Raw genomic sequence first — 23,866 nt, forward strand, 5'->3', positions numbered from 1 at the left:
GACAGACCTTTTTTTCAATGAAGTGGAGCGTTGCCGCGAATCCCCTGAGGGTTCGCGGAGATGCTCAAGCAGGGTGGTACCGCGTCCCCGTTCGGTGGCGTCCCCGCAGGACAGATGAACAACATCACTTCTTGCGTGTAAGGATAGGACCAGCACCCATGACTGAAGCCGTAGGCGGAGTCTACCCACAGGTCGACATGACCGGTGGATCCCAGCGTTTTCCCGAGATGGAGGAAAACGTTCTCAACTACTGGAAGAGCGACGACACCTTCCAGGCCAGCATCGATCAGCGTTCCGAGGCCAAGGACTACGTCTTCTATGACGGTCCGCCCTTCGCCAACGGACTCCCGCACTACGGCCATCTGCTGACCGGCTATGTCAAGGACATCGTTCCGCGCTACCAGACGATGCGCGGCTACCGTGTGCCCCGCGTCTTCGGCTGGGACACCCACGGACTGCCCGCTGAACTGGAGGCCGAGAAGCAGCTGGGTATCAAGGACAAGGGCGAGATCGAGGCCATGGGTCTGGCCAAGTTCAACGAGTACTGCGCCACCTCAGTGCTCAAGTACACCAGGGAGTGGGAGGAGTACGTCACCCGTCAGGCGAGGTGGGTGGACTTCGAGAACGGGTACAAGACCATGGATCTTTCCTATATGGAATCCGTGATCTGGGCGTTCAAGGAGCTGTACAAGAAGGGCCTGATCTACCAGGGGTTCCGTGTGCTGCCGTATTCCTGGGCCGAGCACACCCCGCTGTCCAACCAGGAGACCCGCCTGGACGATTCCTATAAGCTGCGTCAGGATCCGACCCTGACGGTGACCATGCCGATCACCGGAGCCCTCGACGGTTCCGATGCCGCTCGGGCACTGATCGGTGCCTCGGCGATCGCCTGGACCACCACGCCGTGGACGCTGCCCTCCAACCTCGCACTCGCGGTGAACCCCCGGGTCACCTACGTCGAGGTCGAGGTCGGAGAGGACGGGGAGCAGGGTTTCATCGGCCAGCGGCTGGTCCTGGCCAAGGACCTCATGGGCTCCTACGCCAAGGAACTGGGCTCCCAGGCCAAGGTGCTGTCCGAGTACAGCGGAAGCGATCTGATCGGTCTGACCTACGAGCCGGTGTTCACCTACTTCCGGGATCATCGGAACAGTTTCCAGATCCTCGGCGCGGACTATGTCACCACCGAGGACGGCACCGGAATCGTCCACCAGGCGCCCGCCTTCGGTGAGGACGATATGAACACCTGCAACGCCGTCGGAATCGAGCCGGTCATCCCCGTCGACATGGATGGCCGGTTCACCTCCCTCGTGCCCGACTACGAGGGCGAACTGGTCTTCGACGCCAACAAGGACATCATCAGGGATCTCAAATCGGCGGGAAGGGTGCTGCGTCATCAGACCATCGAGCACTCCTACCCTCATTCCTGGCGCTCGGGCCAGCCCCTGATCTACATGGCGCTGCCCTCCTGGTTTGTCAACGTCACCGAGATCCGGGACCGCATGGTCGAGGTCAACAAGGACATTGAATGGATGCCGGCCCATATCCGCGACGGGCAGTTCGGCAAGTGGCTGGAAGGGGCACGGGACTGGAACATCTCCCGGTCGCGCTACTGGGGTTCACCGATCCCGGTGTGGGTCTCCGACAGCGAGGAGTACCCCCGGGTCGATGTCTACGGTTCCCTCGATGAGCTGGAGGCGGATTTCGGGGTCCGCCCGACCTCCCTGCACCGGCCCTACATCGACGAGCTGACCAGGCCCAATCCGGACGATCCCACGGGCTCCTCCACCATGCGCCGGGTACCTGATGTCCTCGATGTCTGGTTCGACTCCGGTTCCATGCCCTTCGCGCAGGTGCACTACCCCTTTGAGAACAAAGCCTGGTTTGACACCCACGCCCCGGCTGACTTCATCGTCGAGTACATCGGTCAGACCCGCGGCTGGTTCTACCTGCTCCATGTGCTGTCCACGGCCCTGTTCGACCGCCCCGCCTTCAAGAAGGTCGTCGCCCACGGTATCGTTCTCGGCGATGACGGGCTGAAGATGTCGAAGTCCAAGGGCAACTACCCGAATGTCAACGAGGTCTTCGACCGCGACGGCTCCGACGCCATGCGGTGGTTCCTGATGTCCTCGCCGATTCTGCGCGGCGGCAACCTGATAGTCACGGAGAAGGGCATCCGGGAGGGCGTGCGCCAGGCCCAGCTCCCCATGTGGAACGCCTACTCCTTCCTCCAGCTCTACGCCTCCAAGAGGGCGACCTGGTCGGTGGAATCGGCGGACGTGCTCGACCGCTACATTCTGGCCAAGACCCACGACCTGGTGGCCGAGGTCACCGCCGCCCTGGACGCCACCGACATCGCCCGCGCCTGCGATCTGGTTCGCTGGTTCTGCGATGCGTTGACCAACTGGTACGTCCGGCGCTCCCGCGATCGTTTCTGGGCGGGGGACAGGGAGCACCCAGAGGCCTTCAACACCCTCTACACGGTGCTCGAAACGCTCACCCGCGTCACGGCCCCGCTGCTGCCGATGACCTCGGAGGTCATCTGGCGCGGACTGACCGGTGGGCGCTCTGTCCATCTCTGCGACTTCCCCTCGGCGGAGGACTTCCCCGCCGATGCCGAGCTGGTGCGCACCATGGATGAGATCCGCGGGGTCTGCTCCGCGGCCTCCTCGGTGCGCAAGGCGCACAGACTCCGCAACCGGCTCCCACTGCCCGGCCTTACCGTGGCACTGCCGGATGCGCAGCGTCTGAGCGATTTCACCGGGATAATCCGCGACGAGGTCAATGTGAAGAACGTCGAGCTGACCTCCGATGTCGATTCCGTGGGAACCTTCGAGGTTGTTGTCAACGCCAAGGTCGCCGGGCCCCGTCTCGGCGGGGATGTGCAGAAGGTGATCAGGGCGGTGAAGGCCGGAAACTACACCCGTGAGGGTGATGGTGTCTCCGCCGACGGCATCGAGCTTCAGCCGGGGGAGTTCACCGAACGCCTGGTGGCCGCCGATCCCGATTCCACCGCGCGCATCGACGGCGTGGACGGGCTGGTTGTGCTGGATCTGAACGTCACGGAGGAGCTCGAGGCCGAGGGCTGGGCGGCCGATGTCATCCGTGGGCTCCAGGATGCCCGGAAGAGCTCCGGTTTCGAGGTCTCCGACCGAATCTCGGTGTTGCTCAGCGTTCCCGCGGACAGGGAGGAATGGATAAACAGGCACCGCGGGCACATCGCCGCCGAGGTGCTGGCCACCTCATTCGAGGTGACCACCGGTCCGCTCGGGGAGCCGGGCCACGAGGTGCTTCCGGGCGTGACCGCCTCCGTGTCCAGGGCCTGAGGCAGGGAGACTGTGGCAACCGCTCCGGTATTTCGCGCACGCGTTCGGTTTGCCTAGACTGGAGTCATGCAACGCTGGGTTCTGCACATCGACATGGATGCTTTCTTCGCATCCTGTGAACAGTTGACCCGGCCTACCCTCCGGGGCAGACCCGTCCTCGTCGGGGGCGTATCCGGCCGCGGCGTGGTGGCGGGAGCCTCCTACGAGGCACGGAGGTTCGGCGCGCGTTCGGCGATGCCCATGCACCAGGCGCGGGCCCTCGTCGGTTTTGGTGGTGTGGTGGTCGCACCGCGTCACAAGGTGTACTCCGTGGCGTCGAAACGCGTCTTTGAGATCATCGCGCAGCACGCCGGGGTAGTGGAGCAGCTCTCCATCGATGAGGGGTTCATGGAGCCGTCGGACCTGGTCGGCGCCACCGCCGGGCAGGTGCGTGAGTGGGCGGAGGAACTGCGCCACCGGATCGCGGCCGAGACGGGGCTGCCGGCCTCCGTGGGCGCCGGCGCGGGAAAGCAGTATGCCAAGATCGGGTCCGGAATGGCCAAACCCGACGGGGTGTTCATCATCCCGGCGGACCGGCAGCATGTGCTGATGAATCCGCTCCCCGTCAAGGCCCTGTGGGGTGTCGGCCCGGTCACCTGGGCCAAACTGTCGAGCATGGGCGTGACAACCATCGGGGATCTCGCCGCGATGAGCGCGAAGGAGGTGGAGATCAGCCTGGGTCCCACGATGGGGCTCAACTTCTGGAGGCTGGCCAGGGGCATTGATGACCGTCCCGTCGAGCCGCGGGCGGAGGCGAAACAGATCTCGCAGGAGCACACCTACGAACAGGATCTGAAAACACGCGCTCGGGTGGACGCGGCGGTCACGCGCGCCGCCGAGGGCGCACACCGCCGCCTGCTTAACGACGGCCGGGGTGCCCGCACCGTCACCGTCAAGTTGCGCATGAGTGATTTCCACGTCGAATCCCGCTCATTGACTCTTCCCTACGCCACCGACAACTACGAGACGCTGGAGGCCACCGCGTTCAGGCTTGTCCGCTACCCCGATGAGGTCGGCCCCATCCGCCTGGTCGGGGTGGGCTTCTCCGGGCTGGAGAGCAACCGCCAGGATGTGCTCTTCCCCGAGCTGGACAGACAGATCATCAGCGCGCCACCCGCGGACTCGGATTTCGAGGCGGGCGTGAGGTCCGGGGGCGGCCCCGGGGTCATCATCGAGGAGCGGATGGAGGATCCGGAGGACCCCACCTGGCGGCCCACGCAGGATGTTCGGCACCCCGAGTTCGGACACGGCTGGGTGCAGGGCAGCGGACACGGTATCGTCTCCGTGCGTTTTGAGACCAGGGCGAGCGGTCCGGGAAGGACCGCGAGCTTCGCGGTGGATGACCCGCACCTCTCGCCCGCCGATCCGCTGGACAGCCTGAGCTGGAGGGACTGGCTCGAGGGTCGTGAACAGTAACGCTAGAAAAGTGTCGCGGGGTGCTGGCCGGTGGCCAGTGACACAGCGAGCAGGACACGGGACTGACCGGAGCGGAAGTACCGCGAGCCGATGGCACCCTTGGCTGCCAGGGTGGCGCCACCGCCCGCACCACCGTAGACCCCGGAAACCTCGCCCCTGGGCACACGGGTGCTGATGACCACGGGAACGCCGGCGTCCAGCGCCCTGCCGAGGGCCGCGCCAAGGGCCGTTCCCACATTGCCCGAACCCATGGCCTCCACGACGAGACCCTGTGCACCGGAGTCCAGGGCCGCCTGAACAAGTTCCCCACCGGCCCCCGGATAGGCCGGGATGATCTCCACCCGAACGCCGTCGAGCGGGGCGGGGGCCAGGGGATCGGGTCGCTCCGGTTCCTCCGGGCCGTTGGTGGCAAAGGCCAGCTCATCGGTGGTGTGCCACTTGGTGCAGCCACGCGCCGGGATCACCGCGCGACCGAAGACCACGAGCACGCCGATGCCCCGGGCGGAGGCGTCGGAGGCGATCAGGCAGGCCTCGAAGAGGTTCTCCGGGCCGTCCGCCTGCGGATGGTCGAAGGGTTTCTGGGCGCCGGTGAAGATGACCGGACGGTCGTCGGTGTGGAAGGTGTCCACGGCGATGGCGGACTCCTCCATGGAATCTGTGCCATGGGTGACCACCACACCAACCACCTCCGGATCCTCGAGAACCCGGTGCACGGCAGCGACCAGTTCATCGATGTCGGCGAAGGTGATGGAGGAGGAGTCGAGCCGGTTGAGCTCGTGGATCTCGAAGTTGATCGCATCCGCGCCGAAACGGGCCGCGACGGGCGCGAGCAGATCCCGCCCGCTGACCGTGGGCAGCAGATGGCCGTTGGCGTCGGCGGTGCATGCGATGGTGCCTCCGGTGGTGATCACCGCCACCTTAGGGACCCCCTGGGGGGTGCCGGGGCTGGTGGTGCCTGGTTCTACGGAAAGGTGCTCGGACATGCGATCTACAGTATCAACCGGCGGCGGTTCACCGGACACCGTATGACACCGAATGAGCCGCGGGACACGGCTCGGGTGATATGTCCCAGTTTCCTCCCAGGTTTTTAGAGGGCTACTGCCGGGTTTTCCCATGTCGGGGATGTGGGCTCCCCGAAGTATGCGTGTAACCTTTAGTGGGAAAGTCGTCGGCGGGCCGTTCACTCCTTAGATGACAGGGGGCACAACACGTCCAGCCGTATCCCGGAATGTGGCGGGGTATAATTCTGCGCAGCGGTTCACCCACCCCGGACCCGGCGACGGCAACACAGATGCAAAGGATCTTTAACGTGAAGCTTTTCAAGTCAACAGCGGTCACCTTTACTATTGCGGCAGCTCTCGCCCTGGGAGCATGCTCCAGTGACGGGGACTCGGGTTCAACGGGGTCAACCACATCAACCCAGTCCAGCGCCTCCGAGTCCGCCGCGGCCTCCCCCCAGGCCCCGACGGCCGCCGAGCTCAACAGCGTCCTGGCAGTGGCCACGGATCCGGCGGCCCCCGTCGACCAGAAGATCGCCACCGTGCAGGGGTCGGAGAACGCACCGGAGCTCTTTGAGACCATGACGCAGGCCAAGGCCGAATCCGGCGCTGATTTCCAGGTCGTGGACCCGGTTCTGCCGGGCTACACCCCGGACACAGTGCTGGCCACTGTGAGCTTCAGCCTGCCCGACCGACCAGCGCAGACCGCGGACAACGTCGAGTTCATCCACAGCAACGGACAGTGGCAGCTCTCCCAGAACTGGGCCTGCATCCTGATCACCAACACCGTTCAGCCCGAGCAGGTGCCGCCGATGTGCGTCGGTGTCGGTTCCAGCGAGGCCGGTGCCGGTGTCCTCGAGGAGGCTCCTGCCGAGGAGCCCGCACCGGCCCAGTAGCCTCAGCTCAGCGATATTCTCTTCCCCGTCCACCTTCTTCTGATCCACCTGTCATGGCTGGCCAGGAGAACCCTGCCGGGGAATTTCTCGATCGCCGCCTCCAGTTCCTCGCTCAGCGCGAGCGAGAGGTGGTTGGTGGGCTCATCGAGCAGCAGCAGATCGGGCGGACTCGCAAGGATAAGGCCGAGGGACACCCTGCGGCGCTGCCCCAGTGAGAGGTCCCCGACCGGGGTGCGTGCCGACGCCTCCGTCAGCAGCCCCATCTCCACCAGATCGGGTCCGTCGCCGGCACCGGTGAGCAGGTCCGCGAAGACTGACTCCGCGGGTGTGGCCAGCTGCGCCCGGCTCCACGCATCATCCTGTTTCAGGCGGGCGATACGGAGGCCGTCGGGCAGGATGATCTCTCCGGCGGTGGGGGTAACGGTACCCTCGAGAACCGACAGCAGCGTCGATTTCCCCGCGCCGTTCGGACCCTCTACAAGGATGTGCTGCCCGGGGTCGATGCGGAAATCAAGCTCGGGTAGGCGGGAGTGCACCGCGACCTTCCGCACCTCCACCGGCTCGCCCGCGCCATGTCGCTGGAAATCCGGGATACCCCGGAACTCCAGGGGTTTCGGTGGTGCGGGTATGGTGAAACGTTCGAGCTCATCGAGGCGGTTGCGGGCGGATCGAACGCGGTTTCCCTGCGTTTTCGCGGCGCGGTCGGCGTAGAACTTCGTGGAGATCTTCGACTCGGATTTGGACACGGAGCGGTGGAAGATATCGGTTTCCTCGATTCCCGCCGAGTTCTCGAGTTTCGCCCGTTCTGCCTCCTGGGCGGTGTGGAGCTGTGCCCATCTGCGGCGTCGGGTTTCACGCTCGCTGAGGTAATCGCTGAACCCGCCGCCGAAGGACATCGCCTGTTTGACCTCCTCGCCCCGGCCACCCTCCGGCCCCAGCGCCGGATCGAGGTCGACCAGCTCGGTGGCCACATTGTCCAGAAAGTAGCGGTCGTGGCTGGCCAGGAGCACGGGCCCGTTGAATGCACCGAGTTCGGAGATGAGGAAATCCACCGATGAATCGTCGAGGTGGTTGGTGGGCTCATCGAGGATCATCGCTGATGCGGGTTGCAGCAGCAGTGCCGCCAGGGCGAATCGACGACGCTGACCCCCGGAGAGCTGACGGATCGGGGTGGAGCGGTCAATGCCTGCGATCCCGAGTCCGCCCAGCACCTCCTCGATCCGGGAGTCGAGCGACCAGACCCCCCATTCCTCCGCGGCACTGAGGGCGGCGTCGAAACGCTCGGCCACGTCGCCGGCATCGCCGGTGGTGTCACCGAGCTGCTCGGAGAGTTCGGTGATGGTGGATTCGATGGCGCGGATCGGGGCCACGGCCTGATCGATGAGTGCATTGGCCGGTGCCTCGAAGGGAAGCGAGGTTTCCTGGGCGATGAATCCGGTGTCCGCGGGAAGTCGGATCACTCCGACATCCGGTTCGAGGTCCCCGGCTATCAGTGCCAGGAGTGTGGATTTCCCGGCCCCGTTCTCGCCGATCAGGCCGACCACGGAGCCGCGGTTGACTGTCAGGGAGACATCGCTGAGCACACGATGGGAGGGATAGGAAAAGCTGAGGCCGTCAACTGAGATGTAGTTTGCGGGGGAGCGCATGGGTGTCCTTCGAAGTCAGGTGAAAATCCGGGGCAGGGGGTTGACTATCGAAGGATCATGAATTCGATTATGCCCTCCGGAGCCGTGTGGCTGCAACTTCGAGCAGCCGCCGCGGGCGTGAATTCCGCGGCTAGCTGAAACTCAGTGAGGAGGTCGAATCCTGGATGACGCGTGTGTCATTGTCGGAGCCACCGTAGATGATGCGGGTGGTCCAGGAGACCTCGCCGCCGGTGGGCACCGGCCTGCTCAGATCCACGGTCAGGGAACCGGTGGAGGTGGTGTTGGAATTCAGCACCGTCAGCTGGGCGGGGGCGGCGTCCCGGTTCCCGGCCTGCTCCCCCGCCTGCTCCCCGGTGATGTCGATGGCGCCGAGGGAGGGGCGCTGGGAGATGTCGACATCGAGCTCCACCTCGCTGCCCCGCAGTGCATTTACGGTGTAGGTCACGGTCTGGAGCAGGGTGGATTCACCGGTGACCCTGCTGTCCACCGTCCAGCTTGCGCCGGTGCCCACCGGTTCCGCGGGGAAGATGATCGGGAGGGAGGTGTACTTGAGCAGATACTGCTCGAGCATCAACCTGCCGGTGTCCGTGGCGTTGACTGGCGCGGCGAAACTGACGCTGCTCTGCTGTCCGAGATCGTTGGCGCGGATTCCGAGTTCGAACCCCTCTCCGGAGCGGATGTCCTCTGCCAGATCCACGTCCGTGAATGCCGGTTGACCGGACCAGATCCTGATGGCGCGGGTGGCGGAGAGCGATTCGGTCTCGGAGGCCCCGGCCGCAGAGACCGTCGCGGTGAGGGGGAACCGCATCGTCGAGACATCCCCGCCGGCGGGTGCGAGCGGATTCGCCTGGGCCGCAGGTGCCACGGTCTGGGAGAATCCATCCGACACCGACAGTGTGACCTCCTGCTCCTCCGCGGTCTCCCCGTCCGCGGGGAGATCCTCGTAGCTCAGGACCCGTTTCTCCCCCTCGCCGGTGCCGATCACCTGGACCCGGGAGGCGTCGACAGCCAACGCGACCGCCTGCTCCACCTCCGCGCTGTTCGAGGATTGTGGCTCCTGCGTCGCGCAGGCGGTGATCGGCAGGATGATGCCGAGTGCCAGGGTGACGCCCAGAACACGTCGAAGGTGCGGTTCCTGGCGGTTCCGGTGGGTCTGGTTTCTCATACGCACGTACTCCAACTTATCCCGTGGAATCCCAAGGAGGGACACCCAGGTGGAGATTCCGGCGGATCTTAGGGAATGATGGTCAGGGTGAGCTCAAACGACGCAGGGGCCAAAACTCCGACCACCTCCCCCGAGTTGAAGGGCAGGAGTGCCCGGCGGATAGCGCCGATGATGGCGGTCATCATGGTGGGTATCGCCGCATTGGACCAGCTGGTCAAGCAGATCATGCTCAACTGGCTGGAACCGGGGGTTCCCTTTCCCGTGATTGGGGATTTCTTCCGTTTCTATCTCCTGTTCAATCCGGGTGCGGCCTTCTCCATGGGCGACAACATGACCTGGTTGTTCACCACCATCCAACTGGGCTTTTTCCTCGGAATCTGCATCTATGCACCCCGGGTGAGGCACCGCTGGATCGGTGTGGGTCTGGCCTTTGTCGCCGGAGGTGCCCTGGGTAATGTGCTCGACCGCCTCTTCCGTGATCCCTCCTTCTACGTCGGGCATGTCGTCGACTACATTTCGGTGGGCAGCTTCGCCGTGTTCAATATCGCCGATGCCGCCATCAGCTGCGGGGTCGTGATCTTCCTGATCGGCATGTTTCTGGAGGATCGGGAAACCACAGCGGGCGGGGCGGGACAGCGGCCCGACTCCGGGGGTGGAAAGCGATGACGCGACAGAGCAGAACCCTTCCGGTTCCGGAGGGGCTGGCCGGGATGAGGGTTGATGCCGCACTGTCCAAGCTCCTGGGCATCTCCAGGACGGTGGCCGCGGAGCTGGCGGAGGCCGGCGATGTGACCCTCGACGGCACCGTGGTGCGAAAGAGCGACCGGCTCGTCCCCGATGCGCTGCTCGAGGTACTGCTTCCCGAACCCGCCCAGCCACTGGTCCCCAGGGAGGAACTGGTGGAGGGCATGGATATCCTCTACGCCGATGAGGATCTCATCGCCGTGAACAAACCGGTCGGGGTGGCGGCCCATCCGACCGTGGGCTGGGAGGGGCCGACCGTTGTCGGGGGACTGGCAGCGGCCGGTTTCCGGATTTCCACCTCCGGTCCACCGGAGCGAAAAGGAATCGTCCAACGCCTTGATGTGGGTACCTCCGGTGTCATGGTCGTGGCGGCGTCCGAACGTGGCTATACCGCGTTGAAACGGGCGTTCCGCGACCGGACGGTGGACAAGACCTACCATGCCCTGGTCCAGGGGCATCCGGATCCCTCCACCGGAACGATCGAGGCCCCGATCGGCAGGCATCCCTCGGCGGGATGGCGGTTCGCCGTGACCACCGACGGCAAGCACGCGGTGACCCACTATGAGACCATCGAGGCCTTCCAGGAGGCCAGCCTCGTCCGGGTCCACCTGGAAACGGGTCGCACGCACCAGATCAGGGTGCACTTTTCCGCACTGCACCACCCGTGCGTGGGGGACCCGATGTACGGTTCCGATCAGGCGTTGGCGCAACGCCTCGGACTTATCCGCCAGTGGCTGCACGCTGTCAGCCTCGGATTCCATCATCCTGCGGATGGGCACTGGATGGAGATCACCAGCCCCTATCCGGATGATCTCCAGCACGCTCTGGATGTGCTGCGCGAGCAATGAGCCCCCTGAACCTCGACCATGGGCGCAAACTGGTGGCGGCGCTCTGCCTAGTTGCATTACTTCTTCTGGTGCTGATGCTGTCCACCGACGACCGGGTGGCGAAACCGATGGCGATCAACGGCGATTCCCTCGGACAGGTATCGGGGGAGACCCCGGAGCAGTACCGGCAGCGGGCGGCGATGACCCTCGAATCAGCGACGGGACCCGCCTTCGCCCTCGTGACCTTCGAGCAACCCGTCGCGCCGGAGCTGGCCGCAACCGAACTGGAGCCCCTGGCCCGGGTCAGCGCCATCACGCTCGACGGCTCCACGCCGGTGGAGTTGCCCGAACCCACCGGCACCGAGGGGCGGCGCGAGGTGTTCGACCGCGCCATCGCGCAGGCGGACAGGAGGATGGACGGACTGGCGCCACAGCATATCGACGCCGCCGTTGTCTATGATTCAGGCGCCAACCTGCGCGCTGTCGCGCAGCGTGGGGGAGTCTTCGCCGTCGAGGTGCTGCCCACGGACGCCGCGTGGGGGCGCTTCGGTGTCCGACCGGTCACCGTGTCGCGGTAGCACGTTTCCTGACCGCGGACCCGCGCTGTCCGATGAGATCGGCGAGATAGATCGCCACCGCCACCCAGATGATGATGAAGCCGATCCACCGGGCGACCTCCAGGTGCTCGCGGACGATGAACACCGCCCACAGCATCTGCATCGTCGGGGTCAGGTACTGCAGCATCCCCACCGTCGACAGCGGAATGGCCTTCGCCGCCAACCCGAACAGGAGCAGGGGAACGGCGGTGACCAGCCCGGAGCTGATCAGGGCCAGTGAATGCGCGGGCCCCTCCGAGAGGAAGGTGCCCGCGCCGCTGCCCTCCAGCCAGGTGATGTAGAGCAGCGCCGGGGGCAGAAGCATCAGAGTCTCGGCGGTCAGTGAACCGACCGCGGAGAGCTCCACCTTCTTCTTGATGGCGCCGTAGATTCCGAAGCTGGCCGCCAGACCGAGTGCCAGCAGGGGTGGCTGGCCACCGAGGAAGGACAGAAACAGCACCGCCACCAGGGCGATCAGGACCGCGAGTACCTGCAGGCGGCGTAGCTTCTCCTTGAAGATGACGATTCCCAGCACCACGCTGAGCAGCGGGTTGATGAAATAGCCCAGTGCCGCCTCGGTGACGTGACCGCTGTTGACGGCGATCACATAGATCAGCCAGTTAAGGGCGATGGCGATGGAGGCGAAAAACACCCGCAACCAGGTCGCTTTATCCGCGCGCCGCAACTCGCCCCATCCGCGGCGCACACTGAGAACAACGGTCATGATCACCGCGGTCCAGATGATGCGGTGCGCGAGAATCTCCACCGGGCCCGCGGGGAGCAGGAGGGGGAAGAAGGCGGGAAACAACCCCCAGACGAGGTAGGCGAGGACACCGAAGATCATAGAAGGACACCATATACCCGGCGCCCTGACCACCCGATCCCGGGTGGATTTCACCCCGTGAACTCCGCGACTACACTGTTCGCCATGGCCAAGAACTCTTCATTCGTTCACCTGCACAATCACACTGAGTTCTCGATGCTGGACGGCATGGCGAAAATTGACATGCTCGCCGATGAGGTCAGCCGTCAGAAGATGCCGGCCGTGGGGATAACCGACCACGGCAACATGTACGGATCCAACCCCTTCTACCGGAAGATGGCCGCAACCGGGGTCAAGCCCATCATCGGTATCGAGGCCTATCTCGCTCCCGAGTCGCGCTTCAACAAAAAGCGCATCCGGTGGGGCGAGCCGCACCAGAAGTCCGATGATGTCTCCGCCTCAGGAGCCTACCTTCACCAGACGATGCTGGCCGAGAACGCGACCGGTCTGCGCAATCTCTTCTACCTGTCCTCCATGGCATCCTATGAGGGTCAGCTGGGCAAGTGGCCACGCATGGACGCCGAGATCATCGCTGAGAGGGCCGAGGGCATCATCGCCACCACGGGCTGCCCCTCCGGGGATGTGCAGACGCGGCTACGGCTCGGACAGTTCGACGAGGCGCTGGAGGCGGCCGCGATGTGGCAGGACATCTACGGCCGCGACAACTATTTCCTTGAATTGATGGACCACGGCCTGGACATTGAGAACCGGGTGCGCTCCGAGCTCCTGGAGATCGGTCGGAAACTCGACCTACCCCCACTGGTGACCAACGACTGTCACTACGTGCTGGAAACGCAGTCCCAGGCGCATGAGGCGATGCTCTGCGTACAGACGGGCAAGACGCTTCACGACGAGGACCGCTTCAAGTTCGACGGTTCCGGCTACTACATCAAGTCCGCCGAACAGATGCGCGCACTGTGGGACGATCTTGTTCCCACGGGCTGCGACAACACGCTGTGGATCGCGGAGCGGGTGCAGGATTACGGCGAGGTCTGGGAGGAGCATCCCCACGACCGCATGCCCATCGCCGATGTCCCCGAGGGATACACCCCCACCTCATGGTTGCACCACGAGGTGATGGTGGGACTCGAGGAACGTTTCGCCGGCCGTCAGATTCCGCAGGACTACATCGACCGCGCCGAGTATGAGATCTCGGTGATCGACATGAAGGGCTACCCCTCCTACTTCCTCATCGTGGCGGAGCTGATCAAGCACGCCCGATCCGTGGGGATCCGGGTCGGGCCCGGCCGCGGCTCGGCCGCAGGAGCCCTCGTCGCCTATGCGCTGACCATCACGAACATCGATCCCATCGAGCACGGACTCCTCTTCGAGCGCTTCCTCAACCCGGAGCGCCCGTCCGCACCCGATATCGATATCGACTTCGATGACCGCCGCCGCGGCGAGATGATCCGCTATGCGGCCGACCGCTGGGGCGAGGACAAGATCGCCCAGGTGATCACCTTCGGCACGGTGAAGACGAAGCAGGCGCTGAAGGACTCCGCCAGGGTGCAGTTCGGGCAGCCCGGCTACCAGATAGCCGACCGGATCACCAAGGTGCTCCCACCGGCGATCATGGCCAAGGACATTCCCCTCTCGGGGATCACCGATCCGGAGCACCCCCGCTTCAACGAGGCCGGTGAGGTGCGGTCCCTCATCGAGACGGATCCGGATGTCAAACGCATCTATGACACCGCCAGGGGACTGGAGGGGGTGGTGCGCCAGGCGGGTGTCCACGCCTGTGCGGTGATCATGTCCTCGGTCCCGCTGCTCGACTGCATCCCGATGTGGAAGCGTGCCGCGGACGGCGCGCTGATCACCGGATGGGATTACCCGGCCTGCGAGGCCATCGGTCTGTTGAAGATGGACTTCCTCGGGCTGCGAAACCTCACCGTCATCGGTGACGCCATTGACAACATCAAGGCCAACCGCGATGGCGAGGTGGTCGATCTGGAGAATCTGAGTACCCAGGACCCGGAGACCTACGAGCTCCTGGCGCGCGGCGATACGCTCGGCGTTTTCCAGCTCGATGGTGGTGGCATGCAGGAACTGCTCAAGAGGATGAAGCCGACCGGCTTCGATGACATCGTCGCCGCGCTGGCCCTCTACCGCCCGGGGCCCATGGGAGTTAACGCCCACTGGGACTATGCGGACAGGAAGAACGGCAGGAAGCCGATCACCCCCATCCACCCGGAGCTGGAGGAGCCGCTTCAGGAGATTCTCGGTGACACCTACGGGCTGATCGTCTACCAGGAGCAGATCATGAGGATCTCGCAGAAGGTGGCCAACTACACGGCGGGTCAGGCCGACGGATTCCGGAAGGCCATGGGCAAGAAAAAGCCCGAGGTGCTGGAGAAGGAGTTCGTCGCCTTTGAGCAGGGAATGAAGGACAACGGTTTCTCCGCTGGTGCCATTACGGCGCTGTGGGAGACCATCCTGCCCTTCGCCGCCTACGCCTTCAATAAATCGCATGCGGCCGGCTACGGGCTGGTCAGCTTCTGGACGGCGTACCTCAAGGCCCATTACACGGCCGAGTACATGGCGGCACTGCTGACCTCCGTGGGTGACAACAAGGACAAATCCGCGATCTATCTCTCCGACTGCCGGCACCTTGGTATCAGGGTGCTCTCCCCGGACATCAACGAGTCCGTTTTGAACTTCCTTCCCGTCGGGACCGATATCCGATACGGACTCGGGGCCATTCGCAATGTCGGGTCCGAGGTGGTGGATTCGATCATCGAGACCAGGGCGGAGAAGGGACTGTTCAAGAACTTCTCCGACTACCTCGATAAGATCGACACGCTGCCGTGCAACAAGCGCATCACGGAATCCCTGATCAAGGCCGGTGCCTTCGATTCCTTGGGCCATCCCCGCAAGGGCCTGATGCTGGTGTACGAGGATGCGGTGGATTCGGTGATCTCCACGAAGAAGGCCGCGGACAAGGGGCAGTTCGATCTCTTCGCTGCCCTGGGATCGGAATCCTCCGAGGAGGCGGCGAGCTTCTTCTCCATCAATGTCCCCGATGAGGAATGGGAGCGCAAGCACGAGTTGGCGTTGGAGAGGGAGATGCTGGGCCTGTATGTGTCCGGTCACCCCCTCGACGGGTACGAGGGTGCGATCGCGGCACAGGTGGACACCGCACTGACCACCATCGTCGCCGGTGAGCTAAGCCACGGGGCGGAGGTCACCGTCGGTGGAATCATCTCCGGCGTGGACCGCCGATTCTCAAAGAAGGACGGTTCCCCCTGGGCGATTGTCACCCTGGAAGACCACAACGGCGCCTCCGTGGAGCTGCTGGTGTTCAACAAGGTCTATTCAATCGTCGGATCCCTGATCGTCGAGGACAACATCATTCTCGCCAAGGCACATGTGTCCATCCGCGATGACCGGATGAGCCTGTTCTGCGATGATCTGCGGATACCTGAACTGGGTCCGGGAAACGGTACCGGATTGCCTCTGCGGCTGAGCATGAGGACCGATCAGTGCACCATGAGCAACATCACGAAGCTCAAACAGGTCCTGGTGGACAACAGGGGAGAGTCCGACGTCTACCTCAATCTCGTCGACGGTGACACCTCCACGGTCATGGTGCTCGGTGAGCATCTCCGGGTCAGCCGCTCGGCCAGCCTCATGGGCGATCTCAAGGCGACGATGGGCCCGGGCATCCTGGGTTGATCGAAGCCGATTCACCCGGCGGGATTTCCCGGGGCTGGCATTCCCACGGCGCGGGGCTGCAATAGACAGCACAGTCTAGACCGTGACGTCCGGAGCCCCGGGAACGAGAACACTCAGGCTGAAGCACAACACCGACCCGGACAAGAAGGGGAGTACTTTGACTGATCACATTCGCACCACCCATGTGGGTTCGCTTCCGCGCACCCCCGAGCTTCTCGACGCCAACCTCCGGCGCAGCGCAGGGGAGATCGATGAGGAGACGTTCCATCAGATTCTGCAGTCATCGGTTGATGAGGTGGTCAGGCGCCAGGTCGATCTGGGCATTGACATCGTCAACGAGGGCGAGTATGGACACGTCACCTCCGGGTCCGTGGACTATGGGGCGTGGTGGAACTACATCTTCACCCGCCTCGGCGGACTGACCATCACCGACGAGGACCGGTGGGCGGCACGGGACGTGGTCCGTTCCACCCCGGGCCACATCGCGCTGACCAGCTTCTCCGATCGGCGGGACCGGCAGCGGTTCGCCGACGCCTACTCCGACCCGGAGTCGGGTATCTTCACCGGTCGCGCACGGGTGGGAAACCCCAAGTTCACCGGACCGGTCACCTACATCGGGCGCAGGGAGGTCGAAACCGACGTGAAACTGCTCACCCACGCCCTTGAGGCGAACAACGCAGGCAACGGTTTCATCGCGGCGATCTCACCCGGTGCGGCGGCCCGACTCAAGGACGAATACTACGGAGATGACACCGCCGTCGTTGCAGCCTGTGCCGCGGCCCTGCATGAGGGGTACAAGGCGATCACCGACGCCGGTCTCACGGTTCAGCTCGATGCCCCGGACCTCGCCGAGGCCTGGGACCAGATCAACCCAGAGCCGAGCATCGAGGATTACCGTGCCTGGATCCGGATCCGCATCGATGCCATTAATGACTCGCTGCGCGGGATTCCTAGGCATCAGACGCGCCTGCACATCTGCTGGGGATCCTGGCATGGTCCGCACACGACCGACGTTCCATTCGTCGACATCATCGGGGAGATCCTGCGTGCAGAGGTCGGCGGCTTCTCCTTCGAGGGCGGATCCCCGAGGCACGAACACGAGTGGAGGGTGTGGCGGGACCACCAGCTTCCCGCAGGAACCGTGATCTACCCGGGTGTGGTCTCCCACGCGATGAACGCGGTGGAGCACCCCCGTCTGGTGGCAGACCGTATTGTCAGGTTCGCGGAACTGGTCGGCCCCGAGAACGTCATCGCCTCCACCGACTGCGGACTCGGTGGACGGCTCCACCCCCAGATCGCCTGGGCGAAGCTCGAATCACTGGTGGAGGGGGCGCGTATCGCCTCCGGCGAACTGTTCTGACAGGCGCGGGAACCCAGTTGCTGGTTCCCGCCTCCGCGGACTCAGGCCCCGGTATTGATTCCGACGCTGCGCAGCCAATCCCGGAGGATCCGCTGTCCGTCGGGGTGTGCTGACAGCACGATGCGCGCGAGCGTGGCGGCACCACCGGTGACCGCCATGATCAGCTGCAGGATGGACAGTGGCAGCTCGATCCATATCGGAAGGCCATCCGAGCTTCCCGAGGCGGTGTCCGCGTCCTCCGTGGTGTCCTCGTTGGAATCCCCGGAAACCGTGCCGCTCTGCGTTGACGAGGAACTCAGGCTCGGGGTGCCGGTATCGCTTCCCTGTGACAGGACAGTGGGCGATTCCACGGCGCCCGCGGGGGAGGGCAGCAGGGACATGCCGAGGGCCGCTGTGGTCAGGATGGTCAGTGAAAGTCGACGCAGGGACACGGTTGGACTCCTAGATTCATAAGGGCTGCGCAACGGAATCTTCCCGGATGCACGGATGGGCTGTCTGGACCGAGTCCAAAGTCTAGTATGGACCCGCAGCTATTGACCAGAAAACTATTTGCGGTCGGTCGACGTCGGCATCCAGCGGCGGAGGGATTAGACTAAGGCACCATGACGGAAACACAGGTGTCTGAGAAGAATCCAGGAGTGGTCGGCGGCGGGACGGAGCCGATTCACGCCGCGGACATTCAGTTGGCGCAGACCCGAATTTCCTCCGCGATTGCCCCCACCCCGTTGCAGTACTGCCCCCGGCTCTCCGAGGAGACCGGCGCAGAGGTCTACCTCAAAAGGGAGGATCTGCAGGATGTGCGCTCCTACAAGATCCGCGGCGCCTTCAATGCGGGGACCCAGCTCACCCAGGAACAGCGCGACGCGGGTATTGTGGCAGCCTCAGCTGGAAATCACGCCCAGGGCGTGGCCTATGTCTGCCGGACCCTGGGAGTCGAGGGACGCATCTACGTCCCGGTCCAGACACCGAAGCAGAAGCGGGATCGGATCAAGGTTCACGGCGGATCGAATGTGACGCTGGTGGTGACCGGAAACAACTTCGATGAGGCCTCCGCGGCGGCACACGAGGATGCCAGCCGTACCGGTGCAACCCTCATCGAGCCTTTCGACGCCCGAAACACCATCATCGGGCAGGGAACCGTTGCGGCCGAGATCGTCTCCCAACTGGCGGCTCTCGGAAAAACGCCGGATACCGTCATGGTTCCCGTCGGTGGCGGCGGCCTGCTTGCGGGTGTGGTCAGTTACATGGCGGACATGGCTCCGCGTACGGCCCTGGTCGGTATCGAACCCCTCGGTGCGGCGTCCATGCAGGCGGCGCTCAAGGCAGGTGGACCGGTGACCCTCGACCAGGTGGACCCCTTCGTCGATGGAGCCGCGGTCAAACGGGTCGGTGACCTCAACTACGAGATCGTGGAGAGAAATCAGGGCCGTGTCCACATGATGAGCGCCAGTGAGGGTGCGGTGTGCACCGAGATGCTGGAGCTTTACCAGAATGAGGGCATCATCGCGGAGCCTGCGGGGGCGCTGTCGGTGGCTGGACTCAAGGAGATGAATTTCGCCAGGGGATCGGTGGTGGTGTGCATCATCTCCGGCGGTAACAACGATGTGCTGCGCTACAACGAGGTTGTGGAGCGTTCGCTGGTGCATCGCGGTCTCAAGCACTACTTCCTGGTGAACTTCCCCCAGGAACCCGGTCAGCTGCGTTCATTCCTCCAGGACATTCTGGGGCCCGATGATGACATCACCCTCTTCGAGTACCTCAAGCGCAACAACAGGGAGACCGGGACCGCCCTCGTCGGACTCCAGCTCAGCGCCGCGAGTGATCTCGATCCGCTGCTCGAGCGGATGAAGGTCTCCGCCATCGACTGTCGGCAGCTTCAGCCGGGCACCCCCGAGTACGAGTTCATCACCTAACCCCGGGGCTTCGTGGTCAGCGTGAAAGCAGGGCGAAACCCCAGGGATCGAGGAGCGTCGAGTTGTCGCCGACCTCCGGGGAGGTGAAGGAGTAGATCAGCCTCCCGCCGTGGGGCACCTCGACCGGGGTGTCACCGAAGTTGGCCACGAGCCGGGCGTGGCCATTGGCCATGGACACCCATTGCTCGCCATGGTCGACCTCGACGGTGAGCAGATCCGACTGGGACAGTCCGTACTCTCTGCGCAGCTTCAGCAGCGTGCGGTAGGCCCCGAGGATCCGCCGCTGATCCACGCTGAAGGACCACTGCAGCCTGGAGGCGTCGAAGGTCTCCGGCGCCGCGGGCTCCGGGATGGTGTCGGCATCCCAACCGAGGCGGGCGAACTCCCTCTTCCGACCCTCTGAGGTGAGTCTGTTCAGCTCCGGATCGGTGTGCGAGGAGAAGAAGGCGAAGGGCGTCGTGGCACCGAACTCCTCACCCATGAACAGCATCGGAGTATAGGGGGAGCTGTAGATTACCGCCGCCTTGAGAACCTGCTGTTCCGGTGTCAGATTCACCGAGGGCCGGTCGCCGGTGGCCCGGTTTCCGGTCTGGTCGTGGGTGGTGGTGTAGGTGACGAAGCGGGATGCGGGGGTGACATCCCGACGAATCCACCTGCCGTGGCGGCGCCCGCGGAAACTCGAAGGATCCTGGGTGTGGTAGAACGCCTCCTCGAGTGTCTTCGCCAGTGCCCCGGTGGTGCCGAAATCTGAGTAGTACCCGTGGGTTTCGCCGGACACCAGGGCGTGCAGCGCATGGTGGATGTCATCGACCCACTGCGCGTCCAGGCCGTAGCCACCGGCCGAGCGTTCCATGATCAGTTTGGGATCATTGAGATCGGACTCCGCGATCAGGGTCCTCGGAATCCCGGTTGTGGAGGAGATCTCCTGTGCGAGGACGACCAGCAGTTCCAGAAGCGGGAAGGCGCTGGGATCATCCAGGGAGTGGACCGCGTCGAGCCGCAGGCCGTCGACGTGGAACTCGCTGAACCACTGCCTGGCCGCGTCCAGGATGTAGGCGCGGACCTCGTCGGAATCGTAGCCGGCGACGTTGACCACCTCGCCCCACCCGGTCGAACCGCCCGAGGTGTAGGGACCGAACATGCCGTTGTAGTTGCCGTCGGGGCCGAAATGGTTGTACACCACGTCGAGATAGACGGCGATTCCCGCTCGGTGCGCCGCATCGATGAGTTCCTTCAGCCCCGTCGGTCCGCCGTAGCCCTCGTGGACCGCGTGCCACAGCACGCCGTCGTAGCCCCAGTTACGATCGCCGCCGAAGGGCTGAACCGGCATGAGTTCGATCGCCGTGATGCCCAGGTCCCTGAGGTAATCGAGCTTGTCGATCACACCGCGGAAGGTCCCCGCCGGCGTGAAGGTTCCGACGTGGAGCTCGTAGAGGACGGATCCGGGGAGGATCCGGCCGGTCCAGGCGTCATCCCGCCATCCGAAGGAGGTGTCCACGGCTTCGCTGAGTCCGTGGACGCCGTCCGGCTGGGACGCCGAACGCGGGTCCGGCAGGGTTTTCGACCAGCCGTCCTCGGCGTCGTGAAGCTCGAAACCGTACCGTGCTCCCGCCTCGATGCCGATATCGGATTCCCACCACCCGCCCTCCCCGCGTCTGAGCGGGTGGGTTGTCCCGTTGAGTCGGAGACGGACATCATCCGGGAAGGGGGCCCAGACACGGTAGTTTCTCGAAGTCTGCATGCCGTCCAGGCTAGTGAAAATCCCCCGGGGTAGCATGGAGCTGATATGGCCTCCACATCCAATTCATCGATCACGGGTCCGGCCGGGCGCATGACCTACGAGCTGCCCGAGGCGGGGGGGGTCAGCGATTCCGAGCTGGAGATCAGGCGATCGAGGGTCATCACCCTTATCACCCGGGTGCAGAGTGAGGAGGAGGCCAGGGAGTTCATCACCATGGTCAGGGGACTCTACCCAGACGCCAGGCACCACTGCAGCGCCTATCTCTACCACGTCGACGGTGCGAACGCGGTGGAGCGTTCCTCCGATGACGGCGAACCCTCCGGGACTGCGGGAAAGCCGATGCTGGAGGCGCTGCGGGGCTCCGGGATGCTTGATGTCGCAGCCGTCGTCGTGCGCTACTTCGGTGGCGTCAAGCTGGGAACGGGCGGACTGGTCAACGCCTACACAAACGCGGTGACCTCCACGCTCGCACGTGTCGGGCGATCCAGGCGGTCGGTGCGCGAAATCTACACCGTCAGTTTCCCGCATTCCGATGCGGGCAGAATCGAGGCGCACCTCCGCGGAACGGGTGTGGTGATCACGGACACCGACTACGGATCGCAGGTGACCTTCACCCTCGCCGTGGAGCCGGGGGAGCGGGCACAGGTGGAATCCCTGCTGTCATCGCTTTCGGCAACGACGGTCGCGTTGCGGGAAGCGGGCCGGAAGTGGGTGGAATCCCCGATCGCCTCCTGAGTCACCCTGCCACTACACTGGTGATCTATGAGCATGGAACGGTACCCCAGGAATCCGATTGAGAAACGCAAACAGGAAGTGCGGAAGAATTCGCGGAACGCGGTGATAAGCGTTGCCGGCGGATTGGGCGGAGGAGCCCTGATGTGGTTGCTCGCCGATCCCACCTGGATGGTCATCGGTCTGATCGTCGCGGTGGTGGGTGGACTGTATTTCTACAACAAGGTGCGTAAGACCATCAATGAAAAGGACCAGTACTAGTTTTCCGGTTCGCCCCTGCCGGGGCGGACGGGGAAGGGTTGGATCGCAGCAGCATGAGTGACATCGACGGCAGGCCGGTGCGCATCGACGCCTGGGTGTGGGCGGTGCGTCTGTTCAAGACGAGGTCCGACGCCGCTGAGGCCTGCCGCGCCGGGCACGTCAAGATCAACGGCGCCTCCGTCAAACCTGCCCAGCAGGTGGTGCCCGGTGACCGGGTGCGGGTTTGGGTGAATCATCGTGAACACGATGTCGAGGTGACCCGAAGCATCAACAAGCGTGTCGGTGCCAGGATCGCGGTCGACTGCTACATCGATCACACACCGCCCCCGCCACCGATGGAGCTTTTCGCATCGGTGCCGGTCCGCGACCGTGGCGCGGGTCGGCCGACCAAGAAGGAGCGCCGGGAGATGGAGCAGTTCCGGGGTCAGCGCTGAGCGGATCTCTCCGCCAGCAGCTCGCGGACCCGCGGAATCACCCGGGTGCCGTAGAGTTCCACCGATCGCATCAGGTGCTCGTGCGGCATCGGGCCGTTGGCGTACTTAAGGCTGAACCGGTCGAGATCAAGGACTTCGATCGTCGCGGCGATCCGCTGGGCGACGGTCTCGGGGGAACCGATGTAGAGGGAACCGTGCTCTATCTCCTGTTCGAACTGCCTCGGGCTCGCCGGTGCCCAGCCACGCTCCTCACCGATCCTGCGCTGCTGCACCAGCCAGTGGTCGAGGCTGAGCTCGCGCGCCTGTTCATCGGTGTCGGCGATGAAACCGGGGGAGTGGGCACCGATGGGCAGTTGCGGGAGTCCGAACTGGTCATTGGCGCGGCGGTAGAGGTCGACGTAGGGGCGGAAGCGGGCCGCGGCCCCGCCGATGATGGCAAGCATGAGCGGGAAACGGTACTTGGCGGCGCGGACCACGGATTCGGGGGAGCCCCCGACGGCCACCCAGGTGGGGATGCCGGACTCGGTCTCCGGGTGGAGCTTCACGTTGTCCAGCGCCGCCCTGGTCTTTCCCGACCAGGTGACAGCGCTGTCCCGGGCGTCGGCGTCGAGGATGGTGCGGAAGAGATCGAGCTTCTCATCGAAGAGAACCTCATAGTCCTGGAGGTTGAAGCCGAACAGCGGGAAGGACTCGGTGAAGGATCCGCGTCCGAGCGTGATCTCGGCCCGACCCCCGGAGAGGGCGTTCATGGTGGAGTAGCGCTCGAATATGCGCACCGGGTCATCGGAGGAGAGGACCGTCACCGCCGAGGTGACCCTGAGCCGGGTGGTGGACGCCAGGATGGAGGTCATGACGATGTCGGGAGCGGAGATCGAGTAGTCGGACCTGTGGTGCTCCCCGATGCCGATGAAGTCCACGCCTACCCTGTCGGCGAGCTTTGCCTGCTCGACGACATTGCGGATCGTCTGTGCAGGGGGGACGGGCTGACCTGCGGGGTCGACGGTGTTGTCGCCGAAGGTATCGAGTCCGAAGGAGATATCGTCACTGGATGCGTGGATTTTTTCTGACATGGTGCCATCCTCTTCTGTTTGCGGGAACGGTGCTGGGTAGCCCGCAGCCGCGGGCCTGTTGTGGATATATCAACAAATATCAGAATTCGGGATATTCCGAAACGACTGAGACGGGCCCGGCTCAACGCTCGATCGGAGCGAAGGAACCGGGCCCGTCTCGGGGGGACCGTCGAGCCGGGGCGGGAGGCAGGGGGACCGACCCCCGGGGTA

General features: G+C 64.4%; 19 protein-coding genes. 12 read left to right on the top strand and 7 right to left on the bottom strand.

Annotation, left to right across the window (positions count from 1 at the left end):
* The first annotated feature begins 158 nt into the window (after positions 1 to 158).
* Together ileS and B7E02_RS06510 are read left to right on the top strand one after the other, a co-directional pair.
* Positions 159 to 3,323: an isoleucine--tRNA ligase gene (gene ileS, locus B7E02_RS06505; protein ID WP_080794114.1), complete on the top strand. Its 3,165-nt coding sequence runs from the start codon at positions 159 to 161 to the stop codon at positions 3,321 to 3,323.
* A gap of 66 nt (positions 3,324 to 3,389) precedes the next feature.
* The gene (locus B7E02_RS06510) at positions 3,390 to 4,778 is read left to right on the top strand and encodes a DNA polymerase IV (RefSeq protein ID WP_080794115.1); all 1,389 of its coding nucleotides are present in this window, start codon (positions 3,390 to 3,392) and stop codon (positions 4,776 to 4,778) included.
* A 2-nt stretch (positions 4,779 to 4,780) separates the two neighbouring features.
* Here the strand turns inward: B7E02_RS06510 and B7E02_RS06515 are convergent, their stop codons facing one another.
* Positions 4,781 to 5,761 carry an asparaginase gene (locus tag B7E02_RS06515; protein ID WP_080794117.1) on the bottom strand — a complete coding sequence of 327 codons (981 nt, stop codon included), beginning with the start codon at positions 5,759 to 5,761 and terminating at the stop codon, positions 4,781 to 4,783.
* Between the two features lie 326 nt (positions 5,762 to 6,087).
* Here B7E02_RS06515 and B7E02_RS06520 point away from each other — a divergent pair, with 326 nt between their 5' ends.
* Positions 6,088 to 6,672, top strand: a complete 585-nt coding sequence (locus B7E02_RS06520; protein WP_080794118.1) for a WKL family lipoprotein — start codon at positions 6,088 to 6,090, stop codon at positions 6,670 to 6,672.
* Positions 6,673 to 6,674: 2 nt separating this feature from the next.
* Here B7E02_RS06520 and B7E02_RS06525 read toward each other — a convergent pair whose 3' ends face one another.
* Both B7E02_RS06525 and B7E02_RS06530 read right to left on the bottom strand, forming a co-directional pair.
* Positions 6,675 to 8,318 carry an ABC-F family ATP-binding cassette domain-containing protein gene (locus tag B7E02_RS06525; protein ID WP_080794120.1) on the bottom strand — a complete coding sequence of 548 codons (1,644 nt, stop codon included), beginning with the start codon at positions 8,316 to 8,318 and terminating at the stop codon, positions 6,675 to 6,677.
* 130 nt (positions 8,319 to 8,448) lie between these two features.
* A complete protein-coding gene (locus B7E02_RS06530) occupies positions 8,449 to 9,483 on the bottom strand; it encodes a hypothetical protein (RefSeq protein ID WP_143336666.1) in 1,035 nt (344 codons plus the stop codon).
* Positions 9,484 to 9,561: 78 nt separating this feature from the next.
* On the opposite strand from B7E02_RS06530, the gene lspA reads away from it, so the two are divergent.
* Genes lspA through B7E02_RS06545 form a run of 3 tightly spaced genes read left to right on the top strand, consistent with a single transcriptional unit; the run spans position 9,562 to position 11,632 of the window.
* Positions 9,562 to 10,149, top strand: coding sequence for a signal peptidase II (lspA, locus tag B7E02_RS06535; protein ID WP_080794485.1), 588 nt, complete (start codon positions 9,562 to 9,564; stop codon positions 10,147 to 10,149).
* A complete protein-coding gene (locus tag B7E02_RS06540) occupies positions 10,146 to 11,075 on the top strand; it encodes an RluA family pseudouridine synthase (protein ID WP_080794122.1) in 930 nt (309 codons plus the stop codon). Before lspA ends, B7E02_RS06540 begins: the two co-directional genes overlap by 4 nt.
* On the top strand, positions 11,072 to 11,632 hold the full coding sequence (locus B7E02_RS06545) for a hypothetical protein (protein ID WP_080794125.1): 561 nt from the start codon (positions 11,072 to 11,074) through the stop codon (positions 11,630 to 11,632). The genes B7E02_RS06540 and B7E02_RS06545 overlap by 4 nt, the downstream gene beginning before the upstream one ends.
* Here B7E02_RS06545 and rarD read toward each other — a convergent pair.
* Positions 11,616 to 12,494 (bottom strand): EamA family transporter RarD, encoded by an 879-nt coding sequence (rarD, locus tag B7E02_RS06550; protein WP_080794127.1) that lies wholly within the window; start codon positions 12,492 to 12,494, stop codon positions 11,616 to 11,618. The two genes, B7E02_RS06545 and rarD, sit on opposite strands and share 17 nt — an antisense overlap.
* 84 nt (positions 12,495 to 12,578) lie before the next feature.
* Between rarD and dnaE the strand changes: the two genes are divergently transcribed.
* Complete coding sequence (gene dnaE / locus B7E02_RS06555; protein ID WP_080794486.1) at positions 12,579 to 16,145, top strand: DNA polymerase III subunit alpha; 3,567 nt, start codon at positions 12,579 to 12,581, stop codon at positions 16,143 to 16,145.
* A 157-nt stretch (positions 16,146 to 16,302) separates the two neighbouring features.
* Entirely contained in the window at positions 16,303 to 17,505 is a 1,203-nt protein-coding gene (locus B7E02_RS06560; RefSeq protein WP_080794128.1) for a cobalamin-independent methionine synthase II family protein, read from the top strand.
* 41 nt (positions 17,506 to 17,546) lie between these two features.
* Here B7E02_RS06560 and B7E02_RS06565 read toward each other — a convergent pair whose 3' ends face one another.
* A complete protein-coding gene (locus tag B7E02_RS06565) occupies positions 17,547 to 17,936 on the bottom strand; it encodes a hypothetical protein (RefSeq protein WP_080794130.1) in 390 nt (129 codons plus the stop codon).
* Between the two features lie 171 nt (positions 17,937 to 18,107).
* Between B7E02_RS06565 and ilvA the strand changes: the two genes are divergently transcribed.
* Positions 18,108 to 19,418 carry a threonine ammonia-lyase IlvA gene (ilvA, locus tag B7E02_RS06570; RefSeq protein ID WP_080794132.1) on the top strand — a complete coding sequence of 437 codons (1,311 nt, stop codon included), beginning with the start codon at positions 18,108 to 18,110 and terminating at the stop codon, positions 19,416 to 19,418.
* Between the two features lie 16 nt (positions 19,419 to 19,434).
* Here the strand turns inward: ilvA and treZ are convergent, their stop codons facing one another.
* Entirely contained in the window at positions 19,435 to 21,159 is a 1,725-nt protein-coding gene (treZ, locus tag B7E02_RS06575; protein WP_080794133.1) for a malto-oligosyltrehalose trehalohydrolase, read from the bottom strand.
* A 45-nt stretch (positions 21,160 to 21,204) separates the two neighbouring features.
* Between treZ and B7E02_RS06580 the strand changes: the two genes are divergently transcribed.
* The 3 genes from B7E02_RS06580 to B7E02_RS06590 are packed head-to-tail and all read left to right on the top strand — an operon-like array spanning position 21,205 to position 22,586.
* Positions 21,205 to 21,894 carry an IMPACT family protein gene (locus B7E02_RS06580; RefSeq protein WP_080794135.1) on the top strand — a complete coding sequence of 230 codons (690 nt, stop codon included), beginning with the start codon at positions 21,205 to 21,207 and terminating at the stop codon, positions 21,892 to 21,894.
* Positions 21,895 to 21,921: 27 nt separating this feature from the next.
* Positions 21,922 to 22,152, top strand: a complete 231-nt coding sequence (locus B7E02_RS06585; RefSeq protein ID WP_080794137.1) for a hypothetical protein — start codon at positions 21,922 to 21,924, stop codon at positions 22,150 to 22,152.
* Positions 22,153 to 22,205: 53 nt separating this feature from the next.
* Positions 22,206 to 22,586, top strand: a complete 381-nt coding sequence (locus B7E02_RS06590; protein ID WP_080794139.1) for an RNA-binding S4 domain-containing protein — start codon at positions 22,206 to 22,208, stop codon at positions 22,584 to 22,586.
* Here B7E02_RS06590 and B7E02_RS06595 read toward each other — a convergent pair.
* Positions 22,577 to 23,656: an LLM class flavin-dependent oxidoreductase gene (locus B7E02_RS06595; protein ID WP_080794141.1), complete on the bottom strand. Its 1,080-nt coding sequence runs from the start codon at positions 23,654 to 23,656 to the stop codon at positions 22,577 to 22,579. The two genes, B7E02_RS06590 and B7E02_RS06595, sit on opposite strands and share 10 nt — an antisense overlap.
* Between the last annotated feature and the right edge of the window lie 210 nt (positions 23,657 to 23,866).

Source organism: Corynebacterium pacaense, from assembly GCF_900169525.1.
Lineage (GTDB): Bacteria > Actinomycetota > Actinomycetes > Mycobacteriales > Mycobacteriaceae > Corynebacterium > Corynebacterium pacaense.